Source organism: Vitreoscilla sp. C1, from assembly GCF_002951955.2.
GTDB classification, from domain to species: Bacteria; Pseudomonadota; Gammaproteobacteria; order Burkholderiales; family Neisseriaceae; genus Vitreoscilla; species Vitreoscilla stercoraria.
In genome coordinates this window covers 1,243,729-1,265,529 of the sequence record NZ_CP019644.2, presented here as the reverse complement: position 1 = coordinate 1,265,529, position 21,801 = coordinate 1,243,729, and the positions used below count along the sequence as shown (strand labels likewise).

At 44.3% G+C, this 21,801-nt stretch carries 16 protein-coding genes and 1 pseudogene; 8 read left to right on the top strand and 9 right to left on the bottom strand.

Going from position 1 to position 21,801, the window contains the following annotated elements:
- Positions 1 to 95 precede the first annotated feature (95 nt).
- Positions 96 to 947: a carboxylating nicotinate-nucleotide diphosphorylase gene (gene nadC, locus ADP71_RS06110; protein WP_019958837.1), complete on the top strand. Its 852-nt coding sequence runs from the start codon at positions 96 to 98 to the stop codon at positions 945 to 947.
- 334 nt (positions 948 to 1,281) lie between these two features.
- Here the strand turns inward: nadC and ADP71_RS06105 are convergent, their stop codons facing one another.
- The 7 genes from ADP71_RS06105 to mhpT form a co-directional block, all read right to left on the bottom strand.
- Complete coding sequence (locus tag ADP71_RS06105; RefSeq protein ID WP_019958835.1) at positions 1,282 to 2,787, bottom strand: cyclodeaminase/cyclohydrolase family protein; 1,506 nt, start codon at positions 2,785 to 2,787, stop codon at positions 1,282 to 1,284.
- 11 nt (positions 2,788 to 2,798) lie between these two features.
- Complete coding sequence (locus ADP71_RS06100) at positions 2,799 to 5,303, bottom strand: GcvT family protein (protein ID WP_104931743.1); 2,505 nt, start codon at positions 5,301 to 5,303, stop codon at positions 2,799 to 2,801.
- 33 nt (positions 5,304 to 5,336) lie between these two features.
- Positions 5,337 to 6,242 (bottom strand): formyltetrahydrofolate deformylase, encoded by a 906-nt coding sequence (gene purU, locus ADP71_RS06095; RefSeq protein ID WP_237343051.1) that lies wholly within the window; start codon positions 6,240 to 6,242, stop codon positions 5,337 to 5,339.
- Between the two features lie 51 nt (positions 6,243 to 6,293).
- A complete protein-coding gene (locus tag ADP71_RS06090; protein WP_019958832.1) occupies positions 6,294 to 6,713 on the bottom strand; it encodes a hypothetical protein in 420 nt (139 codons plus the stop codon).
- A gap of 310 nt (positions 6,714 to 7,023) precedes the next feature.
- Complete coding sequence (locus ADP71_RS06085; RefSeq protein ID WP_171460989.1) at positions 7,024 to 8,136, bottom strand: YkvI family membrane protein; 1,113 nt, start codon at positions 8,134 to 8,136, stop codon at positions 7,024 to 7,026.
- A gap of 485 nt (positions 8,137 to 8,621) precedes the next feature.
- A complete protein-coding gene (locus ADP71_RS06080; RefSeq protein WP_019957701.1) occupies positions 8,622 to 9,059 on the bottom strand; it encodes a MarR family winged helix-turn-helix transcriptional regulator in 438 nt (145 codons plus the stop codon).
- A gap of 60 nt (positions 9,060 to 9,119) precedes the next feature.
- Positions 9,120 to 10,319: a 3-(3-hydroxy-phenyl)propionate transporter MhpT gene (mhpT, locus tag ADP71_RS06075; protein ID WP_019957702.1), complete on the bottom strand. Its 1,200-nt coding sequence runs from the start codon at positions 10,317 to 10,319 to the stop codon at positions 9,120 to 9,122.
- 283 nt (positions 10,320 to 10,602) lie between these two features.
- On the opposite strand from mhpT, the gene ADP71_RS06070 reads away from it, so the two are divergent.
- The 5 genes from ADP71_RS06070 to ADP71_RS06050 all read left to right on the top strand — a co-directional run bounded on the left by ADP71_RS06070 (position 10,603) and on the right by ADP71_RS06050 (position 16,529).
- Entirely contained in the window at positions 10,603 to 11,448 is an 846-nt protein-coding gene (locus ADP71_RS06070; protein WP_019957703.1) for a p-hydroxycinnamoyl CoA hydratase/lyase, read from the top strand.
- Between the two features lie 15 nt (positions 11,449 to 11,463).
- A complete protein-coding gene (locus tag ADP71_RS06065; protein WP_019957704.1) occupies positions 11,464 to 12,933 on the top strand; it encodes an aldehyde dehydrogenase in 1,470 nt (489 codons plus the stop codon).
- 104 nt (positions 12,934 to 13,037) lie between these two features.
- On the top strand, positions 13,038 to 14,912 hold the full coding sequence (locus ADP71_RS06060; protein ID WP_019957705.1) for a feruloyl-CoA synthase: 1,875 nt from the start codon (positions 13,038 to 13,040) through the stop codon (positions 14,910 to 14,912).
- A gap of 15 nt (positions 14,913 to 14,927) precedes the next feature.
- Positions 14,928 to 16,088: an acyl-CoA dehydrogenase family protein gene (locus tag ADP71_RS06055; protein ID WP_104931741.1), complete on the top strand. Its 1,161-nt coding sequence runs from the start codon at positions 14,928 to 14,930 to the stop codon at positions 16,086 to 16,088.
- 54 nt (positions 16,089 to 16,142) lie between these two features.
- Positions 16,143 to 16,529, top strand: a complete 387-nt coding sequence (locus ADP71_RS06050; protein WP_019957707.1) for a PaaI family thioesterase — start codon at positions 16,143 to 16,145, stop codon at positions 16,527 to 16,529.
- Positions 16,530 to 16,708: 179 nt separating this feature from the next.
- Here ADP71_RS06050 and ADP71_RS06045 read toward each other — a convergent pair whose 3' ends face one another.
- On the bottom strand, positions 16,709 to 17,581 hold the full coding sequence (locus ADP71_RS06045; protein WP_019957708.1) for a LysR family transcriptional regulator: 873 nt from the start codon (positions 17,579 to 17,581) through the stop codon (positions 16,709 to 16,711).
- Between the two features lie 82 nt (positions 17,582 to 17,663).
- Between ADP71_RS06045 and ADP71_RS06040 the strand changes: the two genes are divergently transcribed.
- On the top strand, positions 17,664 to 18,587 hold the full coding sequence (locus tag ADP71_RS06040; protein WP_171460988.1) for a DMT family transporter: 924 nt from the start codon (positions 17,664 to 17,666) through the stop codon (positions 18,585 to 18,587).
- 144 nt (positions 18,588 to 18,731) lie between these two features.
- On the opposite strand, the pseudogene ADP71_RS06035 reads toward ADP71_RS06040, so the two are convergent.
- Positions 18,732 to 19,881 (bottom strand): annotated as a pseudogene (locus tag ADP71_RS06035) (D-alanyl-D-alanine carboxypeptidase family protein).
- Between the two features lie 254 nt (positions 19,882 to 20,135).
- On the opposite strand from ADP71_RS06035, the gene ilvA reads away from it, so the two are divergent.
- Entirely contained in the window at positions 20,136 to 21,653 is a 1,518-nt protein-coding gene (gene ilvA, locus ADP71_RS06030) for a threonine ammonia-lyase, biosynthetic (protein ID WP_171460987.1), read from the top strand.
- Positions 21,654 to 21,801: the final 148 nt, after the last annotated feature.

Below are 21,801 nucleotides of genomic sequence, written 5' to 3'. Positions count from 1 at the left end.
TCATTTTTCACGTTTGTTATTATATTTATATTGAATTTTTATGCCCAATTTGAGAATATTATCTCTTTTTGAGTATATTTCTAGGATACACAGTCATGCGCCATACTTTGCCTCATCTTTTATTACAACCTTTGGTTCAAACTGCTTTGGCTGAAGATTTGGGTCGCCGTGGTGATGTGACAAGCGAGGCAATGATAGACATTGATCAGCAAGCGACTTTACACATGGTGGCGCGTGAAAGCGGCGTGGTGTGTGGCATGCAATTGGCACGTTTGAGTTTTCAAGCCTTGCAATCGGATGTTTTGTTTGAAGCGCAAGTGCAAGATGGTGATGTATTAGAAGCAGGAATGGTATTGGCGAGTATCCAAGGCAATGCGCGTGGCATTTTAGCGGCAGAGCGCACGGCTTTGAATTTTTTAACTCATTTAAGTGGTATTGCCACCATCACCCAGCAAATTCAACACAGTATCGCCCATACAAATGCACAATTGACTTGTACTCGTAAAACTATACCGGGTTTGCGTGCTTTGCAAAAATATGCCGTGCGTGTGGGCGGTGGGCGTAACCATCGTATGGGTTTGGACGATGCAATTTTGATTAAAGACAACCACATTGCTTTGGCTGGCGGAGACATGGCAGAGGCGATTCAAAAAGCCAAAGCGTATGCAGGGCACTTGATTGCAGTAGAAGTTGAGGTCGATACTTTGCAGCAATTGGAAGCGGTATTGCAAGAAGGTGTGGCTTTGGTGTTGTTGGACAATATGAATATCGAACAACTCAAGCAAGCAGTCGCCATGTGTCAGGGCAAATGCAAAACAGAAGCTTCAGGCGGTTTGACTCCAGCCACTGCAGTGGCGGTTGCTGAAACGGGCGTGGATTTTTTAGCAATGGGCTATGTGACGCACAGTGCGCCGTATTTGGATATTGGTTTGGATTATTTATTGTAAGGGTAATAAGATATATCAAGCGGCCTGTAAAGTTTACAGGGCGCTTGTTAAATCATTTTATTCATAATATGAATTTAACTGTTCCATGTCATTTTTATCCTGATGGTGTGGGCGAAAAATGACTGTGGTTGTGATATGAGGCGCAATGATTGATGAGTGGTTTTGTCATAAAAACAGATTTCATATTGGTATTTTTACTGATTAAGTTGCAGATATTGGCTGTGTGTTCGAAGCAATATGGTTTTGGCGGCTTTATGGTTGAAATCCAAATTGGCTCGATATAAAGAAAAAACTCCCATTAAAAATGGGAGAATTTCTTTATAAATGAAATGATTTAAGCGACATTTAACACATTGGCATTGCTTAAACTCATTGCCGCTTCCACAGTATGTAACAACAATAAAGTGGTCGTCACCGTGCCCACGCCACCGGGAACGGGAGTAAGAGCATGTGCAATCTCTGCTACTTCTGGTGCGACATCGCCAACCAATCGGCCGTTTTCATCAATATTGGTGCCAACATCAATCACAATAGAATCGGTGGTGATATGGCTATCTTTTAATAAATTGATTTGTCCCACCGCCACGACCACGATTTTGGCAGCTTTGGTGCGTTGTGATAAATTTTGTGTGTGTGAATGACATAAAGTGACCGTCGCATTGTGTTTCAGTAACAGTTGCGTCAATGGTTTGCCTACCACATTCGAGCGCCCAATCACTGTGACTTCTTCACCTGCCAATGGAATATCATAATAGTCTAAAATTTCCATGACAGCGCGAGCCGTCGCAGGTGCAAAAGCCTTTTGCCCCGCACTTAAATAGCCCAAACTCAACGGATTGGCACCATCGATGTCTTTATTTTTATCAATCAAATTAATCAAATGATTGATATTGATATTTTTTGGCAAAGGCGTTTGTAAAATAATGCCGTGTACAGCAGTGTTTTGATTCAATTCAAGAATCAGGGTTTTTAATGCTTCTTCACTTGGATTGTGAAGTGTATAGACCTCACATTTGATGCCTTGTGATTGAGCAGCTTTTTTGATGGAATTGACATACCAAATAGTGGCTTCATTATCGGTTGCCAAAATCACAGCAAGACATGCTGTCACATCTTGTTGAGCCAAAACAGCGACCTGATGTTGTATGGTGGTTTTGAGCTTTTCTGCGACTGGTTTGCCGCTGAGTGTTGAATTTAGCTGACCATCATTGTTGGGTTGGGGTTTGAGTTTTTGACGAACTTTGCCCGTGATGGTGTCGGCAAATTGAATCAATTTCTCAGCCAGTTTGGCATAATCTATCAATTCAGATTTGGTTGGCTTTTCTTCAATAGAATTGATATTGATTTCCAAGGTTACCAAAGCCGTTGCAAGTGCAGCTTTGGCTGATTCAGCCGCCGCTGCCACATCACTGATGACGCTTTTATTGCCTATTAAAACCAAGGTATCAGCACTTTGCAAAATGCGCTCAGACAACTTAACGGTACGGATTTGCGGGATGGTCGCTGTTTTGGTGGCGGCCTGAATCACTTGCAGGCGATACGCTTTTTGTTCTTGAGTATCGCGTGGTAAACGATAAGCTTGAATCAAATCATTGAATAAATATTCATCTTGATCTGCAATCAGCAAAGCTTCTTCTATTAATTGTTCAGATTGAATAATCAATGGTTCGATTTGATTTTGAACATGTTCAAATCGTTCACCCACTGTAAATTTGGCAACCATGCTGATTAAAGCAGCACCATGTGCAACATGTAAAGCACCTACAGCCCCCCCACCTGGGGTGGGGGCGTTAGATGCTAAACGAGACAAGTAAGACGAAACTGTTTCGTTAGCAATCATTCTTCAAACTCCTAAATTGCTGAAATGGTATTTGAGACGCCACGCAAACGCAGCATTTCTGGGTCATAAACGGGATCTTGTGTTACCGTTGCCGAAATTTTCTTGCCAAAGTAATCAATCTGTACTTTGTCATCAATGTCAATGTTGGCAGGCAACCAAGCATAAGCAATCGGACGGCCAACGGTATAAGCAAAACCTGCGCTGGTCACATAGCCCACAGCCATGTTTTGGTGATAAACCGCTTCACTGCCTAAAACAACGTCGTTGGCGGTATCAATTAACAAACAACGCAAGTATTTTTGTTGAGGCTGTTGACGCAGTGCTGCCAAGGCTTCTTTGCCCACAAAATCTGCTTCTTTTTTGGCACTCACTGCAAAACCCAAACCCGCTTCATACGGATTGTGTTCCGTATTCATGTCCACACCCCAAGAGCGATAACCTTTTTCCAAGCGCAATGATGCAAATGCAGCGCGTCCTCCAGCCACAATGCCGTGTTCTTGACCAGCTTCCCACAAAACATCCCACAAACGCTGACCATTGTCAGCAGAAGTGTAAATTTCCCAGCCCAACTCACCCACATAAGACAAACGCCAAGCGGTCACCGGTACTCCGCCAATGTGCGCTTGCATGGCTCTGAAATATTTCAAACCATCATTTGAAAAATCATCAGTACTGATTTTTGAAACCACGTCACGCGCCAAAGGTCCCCATAAACCAATACAACAGGTGCCACCAGTAATGTCACGAACATGTACCCAACCACCTGGCAATTGGCCCTTGTTTTGTTTTCTGGCCTCCACCTCAAAATAAGCGGTATCAATATTGCCATTGGCACCAATTTGAAAAGTTTCTTCATCCAAACGTGCAACAGTGATGTCACTGCGAATACCACCTTTTTCGTCAACCATCAAAGTGTAGGTGATTGATCCAATAGATTTGTTCATTTCACCTGTGGTCAAACGTTGTAACAAAGGCAAAGCACCTGGACCACAAATTTCCAAGCGTTTCAATGGCGTCATGTCATACATCGCAACAGCGGTACGCGTTTTATAAGCTTCAATAGCTGCGATAGGCGAGTGATGCAAACTACTCCACAAATCACGGCTGACAGGCTGCCAAGTCCAAGGCAAATCTTTAAAATGTTTGGCATTGGATTGGAACCAATATGGACGCTCCCAACCGCCGCCTTCTAAAAAGTGGGCGCCCAACTGACCTTGACGAGCATGAAACGGGCTTACACGCAAATCTCTGGCAATCAAACGTGGCTCTAAAGGATGGCGCACATCGTAAATTTCCACGAAATTTTGTTTAGAGGTTTCCAAGACAAAACTCGGTGCCAATTGCACTTCTTCAAAGCGGTTGATGTCACAACTGGACAAGTCGATTTCTGAGCGTCCTGTAGTAATCAATTCAGCGACCGCACGTGAAATACCTGCAGAATGCGTCACCCAAACCGCTTCGGCTAAGAAAAAGCCTTGTACTTTAGGCGATTCGCCAACTAATGAGCCACCATCAGGCGTGAACGAGAAAATACCATTGAAGCCATTGGCAATTTCAGCATCAGCCAAATCAGGCAACAAACGTTTTGATGCTTCCCATGAAGAGGCAAAATCCTCAGGGGTGAATTTTTGGCTCGATGGCATATTGTCTTTGGTGTATTCATCCAAAGGAATTTTAGGCAAATGTTCCAACAAAGTTGGCATAGGCTTGTGCAAATAAGAACCGATACCATAGCCGTCGCCATGTTCACGGTAATACAAATCTTGGTCTTGGAAACGTAAAATCGGCAAGCTCACGCCATTAGGATCGGTATTGCGACCTTTCAAGCCTTTAACAGGCGTGGTTTTGGCGTATTGGTGCGCCAAAGGCACCAATGGCACTTTCATGCCGACCATTTTGCCGACGTTCACACCCCAAAAACCTGCGCAACACACCACCACATCGGCTTCAATCAATTCTTCGCCAATCCAAACGCCTTTGATTTGGTTGTTTTCATGTTTGATGCCAGTAATGGTGGTGCGGTCACGATAAACCACGCCTGCAGCTTGGGTGCGCTCAATCAAACCATTTACCGCTTTGCCTGCCAAAGCCAAACCATCTGAAGGAATATGCAGGCCGCCTAATACAAATTCTTCGTCTAACAAAGGATATAAGGCTTTGCATTCTGCTGCTGTCAATAATTTGGTTTCAGTGCCCCAAGATTGTCCCCAACTATGTTTTCGACGCAAATCATTCAAACGGGTTGGTGTTGTTGCCACTTCCAAACCACCTACAGGTGTGAACGCATCCAATGATTTGAGTTTTTCGACTGTGTAATTGGCAAATTGCGTCATCGCTTTGGATGAGTTGATTTGAAATACCAAGCCAGGCGCATGAGACGTTGAGCCACCAGGCAAAGCCAAAGGACCTTGTTCAATGACGGTAATATGGTTCCAACCGCGTTGTACCAATTCATCTGCCACATTGGTACCCACAATGCCCGCACCAATAATCACCACTCGTTTGTTATTTTCCATTCTTTATGCTCCTGTAAACCTTCATTTTGATTGTTATTGAAAGACGATGGTGCTGTGGCCATCAAGTAACACACGATGCTCACAATGCCATTGCACTGCGCGACTCAAAGCTTGCGCTTCAGCGGTTTGACCCACTTGCGACAAAGCGCGTGGATCATTGGTATGGTTTACACGGATAACTTCTTGTTCAATGATAGGACCTTCATCCAAATCAGCTGTCACATAATGTGCGGTGGCTCCAATCATTTTTACGCCACGAGCATGAGCTTGATGGTAAGGCTTGGCACCTTTGAAACCAGGTAAAAACGAATGATGGATATTGATGGCTTTACCAGACAATTTGGCAGACAATTCATCTGAAAAAATCTGCATATAGCGCGCTAACACCACCAAATCAATTTTATGTTCTGCAACCAATTGCAATAATTGTGCTTCGGCTTCTGGTTTGGTCGCAGCACTCACAGGTATGTGAACATAAGGAATGCCAGCTGCTTCGGCCATAGGACGCAAATCTTCATGATTGGATACCACCAAGGCAATATGGGCATTCAACGCACCTGTACGCCAGCGGAAAATCAAATCATTCAAGCAATGGCCTTGTTTGGACACCATCAACAACAAACGCGATTGTTGAGTTGCATCATGGATGGCAAATTGCATGTCAAAACGATTGGCCACATTTTGAAAATCAGCTTGTAATTGGCTCAAAAATTTGGCTTCTTGAGTGTGAAAAGCGGTGCGCACATGCACTTTACCATTGCCCACATCATCAAATTGTTGGTGCTCACGAATGTTCAAACCTCGTGAAGACAAAAACTCGCTGGCCGCTGACAAAATACCCACTTGATCTGGACAAGTGAATGTCAAAATAAAATGATGGCTGGCAGTTTCAGTCACTGTCTGAGCATTGGCATTTTTTGCTGAGATATCGATATACATGTTTCTCACTCCTTGAAATTCATTTGAGCCATACAAAATGACCAGTATTGTTTATGCTTTCATTGTCGCTACAGCTGGGCTTAAATAGCTTTCGGTGGCGGCAACATTTTTGAAATACACCGCTTCACCATCGCTTTCACCATCAAAAATCACCAAAGTGTCGGGCATGAATACCAGCACATCACCGGCATAAGCGACATATTTTTGATTGCGTCCATCTCGAACCACCATCTTGCCTTTGGTGACAATTTTGACTTCGATAAAATTAAAAACAGCCTCATAGCTGACCGATGGCTGAAGTGAGAAATAGCCTAAGGTCAAAGCTTGCTGATTGGATAAAGTCAAAGGAATGTCTAAAATTTGCCCTTTTAACTCAGGTATGTTTTTCAATTCAGACAACTCGTTGGCTTGTTGGCTGCCTGCTTTAATCAAATAAATACCGCCTGTAGTATCCACAAAAGATTGAGTCATTTTTTATCCTTTACCTGCATGAGAAATGGTTGGAAACACACACATTGGTTTTTGAATCTGTGATCAGTATAGGCATGTCTTTTTATGAGAAACTGCGTAATACCACACACTATTTTGCTTAAAATCGACATTTTGATTTGCATTGATATTTTCAATAATTGCCATAGGTAAAATATGCCCATAAATCATAAAAAACATTGTTTGTAATTGTTTTAAAAAAGATTTTCTTGAATTGAGTATTAATAAAAAGACATTAAAAAAGCGTCCTGTAAGCTTTACAGGACGCTTGGTATGAAAATCTTTAACGGTTTTATTTAGAAGATGACGCTAGCACAGCACGAGTGGCTTTATTGGTGCGAATTCTTTTGAAGGTACCATAAAACATGAAGAACAATAAAATCACGCCAACATAACCATTGATAACGTAAATGACATTCACCAAAGTATTAAACGGCACTTTCAAACTCACAAATATCGCAATCAAAGTTAATATCAACGTCAAAATTTGAAACATTTTGGGTTTGCCACTGGTAAAACGAGAAGCCGATTGCCACAACAAAGGCACCGCAGTGGTGTATACACCTGCCAATACCACTATCGCAAACACGGAGCCAAAAAATGGATGGATGTCACTGGCGAGCATCAAAGAAGGAATCATTGAGTGACCCACCAATTCAATATTGGCCATCAAACCTAACGTGATCAAAATCAAAGCCAAGCTGAAACTGCTGGCACCCAAGGCGGCACCAATAGAGACTTCTCGTAAATTGGATGCTGAATTGCCCATCACGCTCATGAAACCTGCCAACCACAACATACAAAAGCCCACATACGATGCTGCTGAAAAAAACCAATTGGTCGATGCCGTCATTAAATTCATGGTCGGTAAAATTTCATCAATTCTCATCAAGCCTTCAGGATTGCGCAGTGTGCCCCAAATACCCAAGGTGATGGTCAAAATGACAATCAATGGTCCAATTTTGCCCAAGATTTTGAGCATATTGTCCAAACCCACGACTACCGTGAAAATGGCCATCACCGCCATCACACAAGAACCTATCCAAGGCTCAATGCCATATTGCTGTTGCACCGTCGCACCAGCGCCACCGAGCATCACAATGAATGACATATAAATTACTAAAACAGCAAAGTAATCGTAAAAACGTCCAATAGTTGGACCACATATATGAGTATAGATGGCGCCAGTATTGGGCACTTTTTTCTCATGTCCAATTTTAACAAACTCATATCCGACATATAAGAACAAGATAAAAACCATGACAGTGCCCAACACACCTTGCCATGAGTAAGCACTAAAATATTGGACAATCTCTTGACCGGTGGCAAAGCCTGAACCGATGAGAAAAGCGATGTAAGCACCTGCATAAGTCAAAACTCTTTTAGTACTGATTGAATGGCTCATAGCTGACTTTCTTAGAGTAAAGGTGGGAAAAACATTGTGACTTTTTTTTAATCTAAGCGAGCACTAGGGGATGGATTTGATAATTTTCGACGCATTTTATTCTAAAAACGTCTTGGTCTTTGTTAACATTTAATTGGTTTTCTTGCTAAAATTTTAATCTCTTCTGTAAGAGGGAACTTTTATATATTTTTCATATTAATAAGATTAAATATACTCAAAACAAAAGAAATAGATTAAAAATTTCAATAAAGTGATAAAAAATTTATATTTATTGCAGAATATTGGATTAAGTGTATGGCGTAAGATGCGAGCTGTGTGGTATGGCGGCAATCACTTAAATAGTGATTATTTAGATAGAAGCGTCCTGTAAGATGGGATAGATACACCATATATTTTGAAAGATTTCAAACATCATCTCCTAATCCTGTAAGCATAAAAAAAGACCACCGAAGTGGTCAATGCCAGAAGAGAAGGAGTGGCAAAAATCAATCTTTGAGATTTTTGGTCATTTTTTCCATGCTGCTTTGAATCAGATTAACCAGATGAATGTCCATGTTTTGTAGCATTTTGTGTTCGACTTCCAAAGCCAATTGGTGACATTGCGCTAAAGTGCGTTGACCTTGTTCGGTTAGCGTCATCAGAATGATGCGCCCATGCGATGGGTCTGCATGGCGTTCAATCAAACCGGCCTGTAATAAATCTTGTAAAATTTTATTGGCTGATTGAGGCTTGATAAAAGAGCGCTCTGCCAATTGGGCATTGGACAAGCTGCCTTTTGCTGCTAGTACCGACAAAGCGGTGTATTGCGGCAAGGTGATGTCCATGGCTTTGAGCTGCTGGGTCAATAATTTGCTGACCAAGCGATCCAATCTGGCCACGGTATATGCCAACAAAGGTTTGGATACAGGACGGGTATCAATCATATTTCAATCATTTCTTAAAACGAGGTCAAATCGGAAGATTTGACCTCTTTGGACGAGGTATTACGCTTCTACTGGGCGAGGTTTGCTCACCAAGAATAAAGCCGATACGGCTGCCAAGACAATCAATGGGATGGTATAACCGATGACCATGGCTGAGCTTGAACCAAATTGCAATAACATACCCGCGACCAATGGACCTGCAAAGGAGCCAATGCGACCAATGGCAACGGCTGAACCCACGCCTGTACCACGCATAGACGTTGGGTAGAACATGGCTGCCAAACCGTACAAAGCCGATTGACCACCGACAATGAACATGCCGCAACCGATGGCAGACACAATCAACAAGGCCAAGCTTGGAGAAATCGCCAAGCAGCACAAAGAAACCAAAATACCCACGTAAATCAATTTCACCACATTGCTCATGCGCAAACGGTCTAGCAACATACCCAACATGATAGAACCAATGATGCCACCGAAGTTATAACCAATTTGCACGTAATTGGCTTCGATTTTGCTCAAACCTTGTTCGCCCATTAACAATGGCAACCAATTCAATAAGAAATACAACACGACCAAGGTACAGAAGAAGCTGACCCACAATTGTAAAGTGGCAAAACGACGTTCTTTGGCAAACAATACTTCCAAAAAAGGTGTTTTGTTGGTTTGTTGGGTTTTGATGGTGTGTGATTCAGGCAAGAATTTCAATAGCAAAGGAATCATCAATACGGGTGCAAAACCACCAATATAGAAAATATGGCGCCATTGTTCATCTGCTGTCAACGTCATCGCCACTATTGATGTCAAAATACCACCGAATGGAATACCACAATACATAATACTCACAGCAGTGGCTCGGCGTTGTTCGGAAACCGCTTCTGAGGCGATGGTAATCATCATCGGCAATGCGCCGCCCATGCCCAAACCAGTTAAAAAGCGAATCAACAATAACAAACTAAAATTGCTGGCATAAGCTGTCATCACCGACATGATGCCGAAAACCAACACGCTGATAATCAAAACGGTTTTGCGACCGATGCTGTCGGCCAAACGACCGCCAATCAAAGCCCCTGGCAAAGTACCTAATGTGGCAGCACTGAATGCCCAAGCCATTTGGGCGGCATCTAAGCCAAATTCAGCGCGCATACGTGGTGCGGCAACGCCCATGGATTGTAAGTCGAAACCTTCAAAAACGGCAATGGCAAAGCACAAGGCCAATATCAAGCCTGCACCTCCCATTTGGGTGGATGGTTGCTTCATTCTCTATTCCTTTTGTATGGATTTGTTGTTCCCATGAATGGGATTATTGGTTTTTACTGCATATTTATAATATCAGTTAAGCTTACTAAAAAATCAAATGCTTTTTTATTTTTTTAGTAAGTTTTTTACTTTTTTGGTAAATTTTTTTCAGATATTCAAATTAATTTCCAAAAAAAGATTTTAAAAAAAATTAAAAAAAGACTTGAATATAAGTTTAACTGATATTAAATTGACGACATGGCAGCAAAACAACAAACGACAAACAAAACATTGGAGAAGCAAAATGAGTTATGAAAACCGTTGGACAACTGTAGATGTACAAGTGGATGCAGGCATTGCTTGGGTGACTTTAAACCGTCCTGAAAAGAAAAATGCGATGAGCCCAACTTTGAATCGTGAAATGATTGATGTGTTGGAAACTTTGGAGTTGGACGAAGCGGCACAAGTATTGGTATTGACTGGTGCGGGCGATTCTTGGACGGCAGGCATGGATTTGAAAGAGTATTTCCGTGAAGTCGATGACAAACCTGAAATTTACAACGAACGCATTCGCCGCGATTCTTGCCGTTGGCAGTGGCAGTTGTTGCGCATGTATTCTAAGCCGACCATTGCGATGGTGAACGGTTGGTGTTTCGGTGGTGGTTTCTCGCCATTGGTGGCGTGTGATTTGGCCATTGCTGCCGATGAAGCAACGTTTGGCTTGTCAGAAATCAATTGGGGCATTCCTCCGGGCAATTTGGTGAGCAAAGCCATGGCGGATACAGTCGGTCACCGTGCTTCTTTGTATTACATCATGACAGGCAAACCTTTCGGTGGCCAAGAAGCCGAAAAAATGGGCTTGGTGAACAAAAGTGTGCCTTTGGCGCAATTGCGGGCTGAAGTGACCGAATTGGCGAACACTTTATTAGAGAAAAATCCTGTGGTGTTGCGTACCGCGAAAAATGGTTTTAAACGCTGCCGTGAGTTGACTTGGGATCAAAACGAAGATTATTTGTACGCCAAACTTGACCAATGTATTCATCGTGATACGGAAAACGGTCGTCAAGAAGGTTTGAAACAATTTTTGGATGACAAGACCATTAAACCAGGTTTGCAATCTTACAAGCGTCCTGTAAGCGTGACCGAATAAGCACAGGAGAATGGCATGTCTGAAAACAATGTGATTCATTCTGTACAATTGTTGATTGATGGGCAATTGCGTGATGCCAGCGATGGCAAAACCTTTGAACGCATCAGTCCGATTGATGGTAGCGTGGCTTCGGTGGCGGCGGCGGCGACTTTGGATGATGTCGATGCAGCGATTGAATCGGCTCACCAAGCTTTTTTAATTTGGTCGAAATTGTCGCCAACCGAACGCCGTTTGCGTTTATTGAAAGCAGCAGATTTGATGGATGCCAAAACAGCTGAATTCATTCAGTTGGGCATCCAAGAGGCGGGTTCCACTGCCACTTGGTATGGTTTCAATGTGCATTTGGCAGCGAACATGTTGCGAGAAGCTGCGGCCATGACCACGCAAATGGATGGCAGTATCATTCCATCGGATGTACCTGGCAATTTGGCTTTGGGTGTGCGTGTGCCGTGTGGTGTGATTGTGGGCATAGCACCTTGGAATGCGCCTGTGATTTTGGCAACCCGTGCTTTGGCGATGCCGTTGGCTTGTGGTAATACTGTGGTATTGAAAGCTTCTGAAGCGTGTCCTGCTGTGCATCAATTGATTGGTCAGGTTTTGCATGAAGCGGGCGTGGGTGCAGGTGTGGTCAATGTGGTGACCCATGCTGCTGCCGATGCACCGCAAGTGGTCGAACGTCTGATTGCCCATCCATTGGTTAAACGAATCAATTTCACAGGTTCAACCCATGTGGGTAAAATCATCGCCGAACACGCTGCCAAATACTTAAAGCCTGTTTTGCTAGAGCTTGGCGGCAAAGCGCCTGTGGTGGTGTTGGACAAAGCCGATTTGGATGAAGCGGTTAATGGCGTGGTGTTTGGTGCTTTTTTCAATCAAGGCCAAATTTGCATGTCAACCGAACGGGTGTTGGTGGATGAGCGCATTGCCAATGAGTTCATTGAGCGTTTGTTGCTCAAAACCAAAACCATACAAGCGGGTAATCCAACCGACCAGCAATTCCCATTGGGCGTGTTAGAAAGCGTGCGTGCGGCAGAACGTGCTAAAGCCTTGTTGGAGGATGCGCAAGCTCAAGGTGCGGCTTTGCCTTTGGGCATTCAAATCGATGGCACGGTGATGCAGCCGACTGTGGTCGTGGATGTTACGCCACAAATGCGCATTTATGCCGAAGAAACTTTTGCACCGATTTGTACGGTACAGCGTTTTCAAACCGAAGCAGAAGCTGTGGCTTTGGCCAACGACAGTGAGTTTGGTTTGTCGGCAGCGGTATACAGCCAAGATTTGGCGCAAGCTTTGGCTATTGCCAAACAAATTGAGTCGGGCATTTGCCATATCAATGGTGCGACTGTACACGATGAGGCACAAATGCCATTCGGTGGCGTGAAGCAAAGTGGTTATGGCCGTTTTGGTAGCAAAGTATCGGTGGCAGAATTTACGGAGTTGCGTTGGATGACCATCCAAACCAGTCCGCGCCATTACCCGATTTAAGCAGTTTGAAGCGGTGTCAAAATGGCACCGCTTTTCAAAAACAACAACAATAAAAAACCAACCCTCGGTGTGTCATGTACACCGATACAAAGAGAGAATAGAACATGTCTAGCACATCTGAAACTGTCCTCATGTCACAAGAGCGGCCTGTAAAAATTGGTGGTCATGCAATTGACTACCATTATGCTGATGAACAGACCTTATATATTACTCCGCAAGAGGCATTGCAAACCTATCCACAAAAACTCACCGATCGTTTGATGGAAAACGCTGCTGCCCATCCTGAGCGCATCTTTGCGGCTCGCCGTGGCGCAGATGGTGAATGGATCAAGCTCAGTTATGCTGAAACTTTGTCACAAGCTTGGCATATTGCCCAAGCTTTGCACAATCGTCAGGATTTATCGGTTGAGCGCCCGTTGTTGATTTTGTCGGGCAATGATTTGGAACATTTGGTGTTGTCGACCGCAGCGATGTTGGCAGGTGTGCCATTTGCATCGATTTCGCCAGCATATTCGTTGATTTCAAAAGATTTTGCTAAACTCAAACATGTTTTTGCAACCTTAACCCCAGGTTTGGTATATGCCAATGATGGGCAAGCATTTGCATCAGCGATTCAAACTTGTGCCGCCAAAGACATCGAAATTGTGACCAATAGTGGTCAGTGTGGTGAGGCGGCCTGTACGGCTTTTGCCAGCTTGCTTGCAACAGAAATCGGCAATGTACAGGATTTTTATCCCACTTTAGATGAAAACCACATTGCCAAATTTTTGTTCACGTCTGGCTCAACCAAAATGCCCAAAGCGGTGCCAACCACGCATTTGATGTTGTGTGCCAACCAACAAATGCTGTTGCAAACCTTTCCTGAGTTTGGTGAAGAGCCACCTGTTTTGCTCGATTGGTTGTCGTGGCACCACACGTTTGGTGGCAGCCACAATGTTGGTATTGCTTTGTATAACGGCGGTACGATTTACATTGATGATGGCAAGCCTGTGGCAGGCAAGTTTGATGAAACCATACGCAATTTGAAAGACGTTTCGCCAACAGTGTATTTTAACGTGCCTAAAGGTTGGGAAGAATTGACCAATGCTTTAGAACAAGATGCCGAATTGCGAGAAAGTTTTTTTGCCAAAGTCAAAGTGTTGTTTTTTGCAGGTGCGGCTTTGTCGCAAGACATTTGGGATCGTATCGACCAAATTGCCATAGAGCATTGTGGTGAGCGCATTCGCATTATGTGTGGTTTGGGCATGACTGAAACCGCGCCATCGTGTTCGTTTTCCACAGGTCCTCGTGTGATGGCAGGTTTTATTGGTTATCCTGCACCCGGTTGTGAAATCAAATTGGTGCATCAAGGCGACAAATGGGAATTTCGTGTGCGTGGCAAACATGTGATGAAACACTATTGGCGTTTGCCGCAAGAACAACAAGTGGACATTTTTGATGATGAAGGTTTTTTCCGCACTGGCGATGCAGTCCGTTTGGTCGATGCCAATGATCCTAGTCATGGTTTGATGTACGACGGGCGCATGGCAGAAGATTTTAAATTGGATACAGGCACGTTTGTCAATGTCGGCACTTTGCGTAACAAGGCATTGATTTTAGGCAATCATTTGTTGCAAGACGTGTGTATTACTGGTTCTAATTTAAGTTCGGTGGGGTTTTTGGTGTTTCCAAAATTGACCGTGTGTGCAGAAGAAGCGGGTTTGGATGTCAAAACTCACAGCGCCGCAGAAATCTTGGCACACCCGAATGTTAAGGCTTGGTTTGCGCAATTTTTGCGTGACTTCAATGAAGGCGAAACGGGCAGCTCCAAACGGGTGGAAAAATTGTATTTGATGCAAGAGCCTGCACATTTGGATTTGGGTGAAGTCACCGACAAAGGCAATCTCAATCAAAACAGCATTTTGAAACACCGCGCTGATTTGGTGAAAGCATTGTACGACGCAAACACTGTCAATGATTTGATTGTGCGCTTGGCTTGATGGGAAGGAATGAAAATGTCTGAAGCTGTGTTGATTGCTGAAGTAGACAGCGATTTTGAATTGTTTCGGGACAATTACCGCCGTTTTTTAGCGGAATTTGTTGCACCGTTTTATGAGCAGTGGGAAGAAGCGGGCATGATGCCGCGCGAGATTTGGAGCCAATTGGGTGACAATGGCTTTTTGTGTATCGATGTTCCAGAAGAATACGGTGGCTATGGTGCGCCTGTGCATTATTCTTTGATGATTGTGCAAGAAACAGCGCAAGCGGGGTTTACTTCATTGGCCGTTGCCATTGGTGGACAAACCGAGTTGGTGTCGCCATATATTCAAAATATTGGTACTGAGGCACAAAAACAGTATTGGTTGCCCAAAATGGTGACAGGCGAGGTGGTAACGGCGATAGCGATGACCGAGGCCAACGCAGGTTCGGATTTACAGGCAATACGCACACAAGCACTTTTAGACGGTGATGCTTATGTGGTGGATGGCTCGAAAACCTTTATTTCCAATGGTCATCATGCCGATTTAATTGTGGTGGTAGCCAAAACCAATCCGCAATTGGGTGCCAAAGGCACATCGATTTTGTTGGTCGATGCACATTTAGACGGCGTCACCAAAGGGCGTGGTTTGAAGAAAATTGGCTTGCATGCACAAGACACAGCAGAGTTGTTTTTTGACAAAGTTCGGGTTCCGAAAGACCAATTATTGGGTGAAGAAGGCAAAGGCTTTGCGTATTTGATGCAAGAATTGCCGCGCGAGCGTTTGAGCATTGCAATGATGGCGATGGGCTCGATTTTGGGTGCGATTGAAATCACCCGCCAATATGTGTTGGAGCGCAAAGCGTTTGGTCAGGCTTTGGCGCAATTGCAAAATACCCGTTTTGTATTGGCCAATGCGCAAATCAAAGCACGCGCCGCACAAGCGTTTGTCAATGAATGTGTCGCATTGTATGCACGCAATGCGTTGAGTGTCAGCCATGTTGCGTCGCTCAAATGCTTTATCACTGACACGCAATGCGAGATTGTGGATCAATTGCTGCAATTGTTTGGTGGTTATGGCTATATGCAAGAGTATCCAATTTCGCGTTTTTATGTGGATGCACGGGTGCAAAAAATTTATGGCGGCACCAACGAAATCATGAAAGAAATCGTGGCGCGCGAATTGTTAGGCAAGTAAATACAAGCGTCCTGTAAACAGTTACAGGACGCTTTTTCATGATGAAAGAATACCATGTTAGACACAGCATTATTGCCGCCGATACACCAATTATTGGGCGGACACGATTTGGATTGGGACGAGCAAAATCAACGCCTGTCAGTGAAATACCAAGCTTTGGCAAGTTTTACCAATCCGAAAAACACGATTGAAGGTGGGATGATTTGTGCCATGCTTGACGATGTGATGGGCATATTGGCGCATTTGAGTACGGACAAACCCAGCTCGACTGTGAGTTTGAGCATGGAATTTTTGCGCCCGTGTTTCGTGGGTGAAGTGCAAACGCAAGCGTATTTCATCAAACAAGGCAAATCGGTGCTGAATATGGAAAGCCAAGCGTGGCAAAACGGTAAAATGGTTGCCAAATGCCATGCCAGTTTTTTGGTGTTGCAAGCCGATTGAATGCATATAGAAAATTAAAACCAGCGTCCTGTAAAATGATTTACAGGACGCTGTTGATTCAGCATATTTTGATTTGGCTCAGGTTATATCAAAGACTGAGTATATAAGCATCATTGATGCCTCATTCACATCGCCTGTTGCAGGTTGATGCCAAAAAGCCGTACTTTAGCAAACATGTTTTAAGCTTGTATTTGCAACATGTGCATCACTTCTTGATACAAAGCATCTACCGCTTGCGAGCGCCATGAATCTTGGCTGCGCACCAATGCCACTTCCATTTTCGGCAACTCAGGCAAGCCATGACGGCTGTCCAAAACTTTCAAATGCGGCGGTACGCTGCAACGGGTGACAATCGCCACCGCCAAACCTGCTTCTACCATCGCCAATTGTCCATGCACATTGGCGCTGCTGTATGCCACACGGTAGCTGCGGTTTTGCGCTGCCAAGCTGTTCAAAATAGCGCTGCGAAAACGGTTGCCATATTCATGTAATGCCAATGGCAAAGGTTGCTTGCGCCACACTTCATGTTGTTCTGAGGCAACCCACATCAATTGTTCATGAAACACCAATGTGCCGGGGCTGGGGTCTCCACGCAAAGCAGTGTCGCGCGTGACCAACGCCAAATCGATTTCGCCTTTGTCGATGCGGGGCAATAAGGCGCTTGAGGGTTCGCATACCAAAGAAATTTCAATATCATTGAATTTGTTGGCAAAAGTGCGCAATACGGGTGCCAGATAAGTCGAAACATAATCATCAGGCACACCAAACGACACCTTTCCTGAAAGCGAATGTCCATGCATTGCGACTTGAGCTTGGGCATGCAATTCAATCAATTGGCGAGCATAAGTGAGCAAATCAAAACCAGTCGGTGTCAAAGACAAGTGGCGTGGGCTGCGATTGAGCAAGGTATGACCAATGCTGTCTTCGAGCTTTTTCAATTGCATGCTCACTGCCGACTGTGAGCGTGATACTTGCCGCGCGGCAGCGGTAATCGAGCCTGTATCGACCACGGCGACAAACGTGCGCAGCCAATCTATTTGTAAGTCTTGCATGGTTTTTATCATTCGATAATCGAATGGTGAATGTAACATATATTCGCTTTGCAAAATGCCATCCTCATCGCATCATGAGTGCATGAATACGAAAAATACAACGTCTTTGACGCAGCAACAGGTGAGTATCTCACCACACGCACAAGATGCGCACGGCACTGTTTTGGTGGTGGTGGTGGCGGGCTTGATTTTGGGTACGATGGGGGTGTTTGTCATTGAGTCGGGGCAAGATCCTATGACGACGGTGGCGTTTCGCTGCATGTTTGGTTGTTTGGCCTTATTGTGTTGGGCAACGATGACACACCGCTTGGCTGAATTGAAAATATCAGGTCAAGCCTTATGGGGCGTGGTGGGCGCAGGCTTATTGATGGCGAGCAGCTGGGGACTGCATTTTGCTGCCATTGCCCGCACTTCTATTGGTGTATCAACCGTGGTGTTCCACATTCAACCATTTTTGACCATGGCTTTAGGCGCTTGGCTGCTCAAAGAACAAGTCACATCTCGGCAAGTGGGTTTGACGGTATTGGCATTCATAGGCTTGGATTTGAGTACGGGCTTATTGGATATGGGCGTCCTGAAACAAAATTATTCCCATGATTATTTGGTGGGAATATTATTGAGTTTTATCGGGGCGATGGTCTACGCTTTCATGCCGCTGGTGGCAAAAAAACTGACATCGGTCAGTGCTTTGGCATTGACATGGTGGCAATGTTTGGTGGGGATGTTGTTGACGTTTTGGTGGCCATTGATGAATGGCATACCACCGTTAGAAAGCTTGGCTTGGTTGTTTGGTTTGGGCACGATACACAGTGGTTTGGCTTATGTGTTGATGTTTGCAGGTTTTGCCCGTTTGAGTACAGGCCGCATGGCAGTATTGCAATTCATTTATCCGATGACGGCATTTGTGGTTGACTGGTTGATTTACGATCACAGCTTGTCGCTCTGGCAATGGTTGGGCTTATTGGTGATGGGTGTGGCGATTTGGTCGGTGAAACGAGGGGGATAAACTCATGTGTGGACGGTGTTGAAACGGTATAGGTGTATGTGTGCTGGCTTGGAATTTGAAAAAAAGCATCCGAATCGGATGCTTTTGGTTGGATAATTCGCTATGTATTCACCTAAATGGCTTCATGAGATGGTCTTTGTGAGGTTAAAACGTGCGTTTGAACCACAATACAATGCTATCCCACATGCGACCAAAAAAACCTGCTTCTTCGATATTTTGTAAGGCCACTACAGGACGCTCAGCCAATAAGACGCTCAGCCAATAAAGTATTGCCTGACATCAGTTTCAAAGTGCCCATTTGTGTGCCTTTGGCAATCGGTGCCACAACCGGTTGGTTGGTTTCCAAAACAGGCGTAACGTCTTCGCTGCCACGAGGCAAGGTGATGTACACAGGTTCTAAAAAGCCCACATCCAATTGGTTTTCCGAACCTTTGAAAACTTCCACTTTAGACAAAGCTTGGTTGGCATCGTATAACTTCGGAGTTTGGTAGTGACTTAAACCCCAGTTTAACAATTTGCTGCTTTCGGTGGCGCGCGCTTCCATAGATTTGGTGCCCACCACAACCGAAATGACGCGACGACCATCGCGTTTGCTCGAAGCAATCAAATTGTAACCTGCTGACTCGGTATGACCTGTTTTTAAGCCATCGACACTTGAATCGCGGTAGAGCAATAAATTGCGATTAGGCTGGGTGATGTTGTTGTAGGTGAACGATTTCAGCGCATACGTTGGATAAAATTCAGGAAAGTCGTTGATTAAGGCTTTAGACAAAATCGCCAAATCGTGAACAGTGGTATACAAATTTTCGTCTGGCAAGCCGGTGCTGTTGGTGAAGTTAGAGTTGAGCATGCCCAATTTTTTCGCCTGAGCATTCATCATCTGCGCAAAACCCTCTTCGCTGCCAGCAATCGCTTCAGCCAAAGTCACGCAAGCATCGTTGCCTGATTGCACAATCATGCCTTTGATTAAATCCTCCACGCTCACAGGTACTTTCGGATCTAAGAACATGCGTGAGCCTTCGCTTTTCCACGCTTTGTCTGAGACGGTCAGTTTTTGTTCTAGAGTCAGGCGTTCTTCTTTTAATGCCGCAAACGTTAAATATGCCGTCATCAATTTGGTTAAAGAAGCAGGTTCAATACGGGCGTCTGGGTTTTTAGACGTCAAAATCTGACCACTTTGCACGTCGTAGAACATATAAGCCGAGGCTTCTAAAGTGGGTGCAGTGGGGGCTGTTGCCGCGATGCTTTGAAATGCAAATAAAGACAAGCCTAAGGCAAGCAAATGTTTTTTCATGGTGTCAAAAAAGCCGTATTTAAATATGTGGAGAACTGAACGAACATCGTTTTATTTTACAGGACGCTTGCAAACCACGTGAGGATGCAAGAGAACTTACAAGGGGCTTTATTATAGCGATAATGGCGCAGTTTTGTGATGCTAGATGATTAAGACATGTAAAGATATCTTACAATCGATACTTGCATCTGTCCGTTTGAAGCGTTATTGTTGAAGTCTTTTTCTGAAAACCATTGATGACACACTGAACAATCATGAGCGCTTCGTACCAGCATTACTTGACCAAAATCCTTACTGCATCGGTTTACGATGTGGCCATTGAAACCCCATTAGACCCAGCTAAAAGCTTGTCACGCCGCTTGGGCAATCACATTTATTTGAAACGCGAAGATTTGCAACCAGTCTTTTCGTTCAAATTGCGTGGTGCTTACAATATGATGGCGCAATTGACACCGACTGAGTTGTCGCGTGGTGTGATTACTGCCAGCGCAGGCAACCATGCGCAAGGCGTGGCTTTGTCAGCGCAGCGTTTGGGTTGTGAGGCAACGATTGTGATGCCCAAAACCACACCAAATATTAAAGTTGATGCGGTCAAAAACCGTGGTGGCAAAGTGGTGTTGGCGGGTGAGTCTTACAATGATGCATATGACCATGCGATGAAATTGGTACAAGAAACGGGTAAAACCTATATTCCACCGTTTGACCATCCTGATGTGATTGCAGGGCAAGGCACTTTGGCAATGGAAATTTGCCGCCAACATCCGAAAAAAATTGATGCGGTGTTTGTTGCTATTGGTGGTGGTGGTTTGGCTGCGGGTGTGGCGGCGTATATTAAAAATGTGCGTCCTGATATCAAAGTCATCGGTGTACAAACGGAAGATTCGTGTGCCATGTACCAATCGATTCAAGCAGGTGAACGCAAAGAATTGAAAGATGTGGGCTTGTTTGCTGATGGTACGGCGGTGAAATTGGTGGGTGAAGAAACGTTTGAGATGTGCCGTGATTTGCTTGATGAAGTCATTTTGGTGGATACCGATGATATTTGTTCAGCCATCAAAGACATTTTTGATGATACTCGCAGTATTGCCGAAACCTCAGGCGCGTTGGCTGTGGCGGGTTTGAAAGCGTATATTGAGCGAGAAAATGCTACCGATCAACATTTGGTTGCAGTGATCAGTGGTGCGAACATGAATTTCGATCGTTTGCGCCATGTGGCAGAACGCAGCGAATTGGGCGAAAAACGCGAAGCGATTTTGGCCGTAACGATTCCTGAACGCCGTGGCAGCTTTTTAAAATTCATTCAGATTTTGGGTGCGCGCAATATTACCGAGTTTAACTACCGTTATGGTGACGAAAACGAGGCGCATATTTTTGTCGGTATTCAAACCAATGGCGTTGCCGATAAAGAAACGATTGTACAAGCACTACAAGCAGCAGATTTACCTGTGATTGATTTAACTGATAATGAAATCGCCAAAATTCACATTCGTTATATGGTCGGTGGTCGTACCGATAAGGTGGGTAATGAGCGTGTGTTCAGTTTTGTTTTCCCCGAAAGACCTGGCGCATTGGGCAATTTCTTGATGGCGATGCAAAGCGGTTGGAACATTACTTTGTTCCATTACCGCAATCATGGTGCTGATTATGGACGCATTTTAATTGGCATTGATGTGCCTGCCGAAGAAGACGAACAATTAAACCAATTTCTTGAGAGTTTGGGTTTTGCGTGGCAAGACCAAACTGACAATGAGGCATATCGCTTGTTCTTATAAGTCGGATATTTTTTCTGAATGATGATTCAATGCACCGTTAATATTATAACGGTGCATTTTTTTTTAAAGTGTTTGTTATCACAAGATAAATCTGCCCCTTGTTTGTTTAGAATGCCTACGTTAATGTGTGAGAATCAAGATGACTCAA

Excerpts from the sequence above, each read along its gene's own strand:
- nadC (WP_019958837.1), top strand. The coding sequence starts at position 96 with ATGCGCCATACTTTGCCTCATCTTTTATTACAACCTTTGGTTCAAACT.
- ADP71_RS06105 (WP_019958835.1), bottom strand. The coding sequence starts at position 2,787 with ATGATTGCTAACGAAACAGTTTCGTCTTACTTGTCTCGTTTAGCATCT.
- ADP71_RS06100 (WP_104931743.1), bottom strand. The coding sequence starts at position 5,303 with ATGGAAAATAACAAACGAGTGGTGATTATTGGTGCGGGCATTGTGGGT.
- purU (WP_237343051.1), bottom strand. The coding sequence starts at position 6,242 with ATGTATATCGATATCTCAGCAAAAAATGCCAATGCTCAGACAGTGACT.
- ADP71_RS06090 (WP_019958832.1), bottom strand. The coding sequence starts at position 6,713 with ATGACTCAATCTTTTGTGGATACTACAGGCGGTATTTATTTGATTAAA.
- ADP71_RS06085 (WP_171460989.1), bottom strand. The coding sequence starts at position 8,136 with ATGAGCCATTCAATCAGTACTAAAAGAGTTTTGACTTATGCAGGTGCT.
- ADP71_RS06080 (WP_019957701.1), bottom strand. The coding sequence starts at position 9,059 with ATGATTGATACCCGTCCTGTATCCAAACCTTTGTTGGCATATACCGTG.
- mhpT (WP_019957702.1), bottom strand. The coding sequence starts at position 10,319 with ATGAAGCAACCATCCACCCAAATGGGAGGTGCAGGCTTGATATTGGCC.
- ADP71_RS06070 (WP_019957703.1), top strand. The coding sequence starts at position 10,603 with ATGAGTTATGAAAACCGTTGGACAACTGTAGATGTACAAGTGGATGCA.
- ADP71_RS06065 (WP_019957704.1), top strand. The coding sequence starts at position 11,464 with ATGTCTGAAAACAATGTGATTCATTCTGTACAATTGTTGATTGATGGG.
- ADP71_RS06060 (WP_019957705.1), top strand. The coding sequence starts at position 13,038 with ATGTCTAGCACATCTGAAACTGTCCTCATGTCACAAGAGCGGCCTGTA.
- ADP71_RS06055 (WP_104931741.1), top strand. The coding sequence starts at position 14,928 with ATGTCTGAAGCTGTGTTGATTGCTGAAGTAGACAGCGATTTTGAATTG.
- ADP71_RS06050 (WP_019957707.1), top strand. The coding sequence starts at position 16,143 with ATGTTAGACACAGCATTATTGCCGCCGATACACCAATTATTGGGCGGA.
- ADP71_RS06045 (WP_019957708.1), bottom strand. The coding sequence starts at position 17,581 with ATGCAAGACTTACAAATAGATTGGCTGCGCACGTTTGTCGCCGTGGTC.
- ADP71_RS06040 (WP_171460988.1), top strand. The coding sequence starts at position 17,664 with ATGAATACGAAAAATACAACGTCTTTGACGCAGCAACAGGTGAGTATC.
- ilvA (WP_171460987.1), top strand. The coding sequence starts at position 20,136 with ATGAGCGCTTCGTACCAGCATTACTTGACCAAAATCCTTACTGCATCG.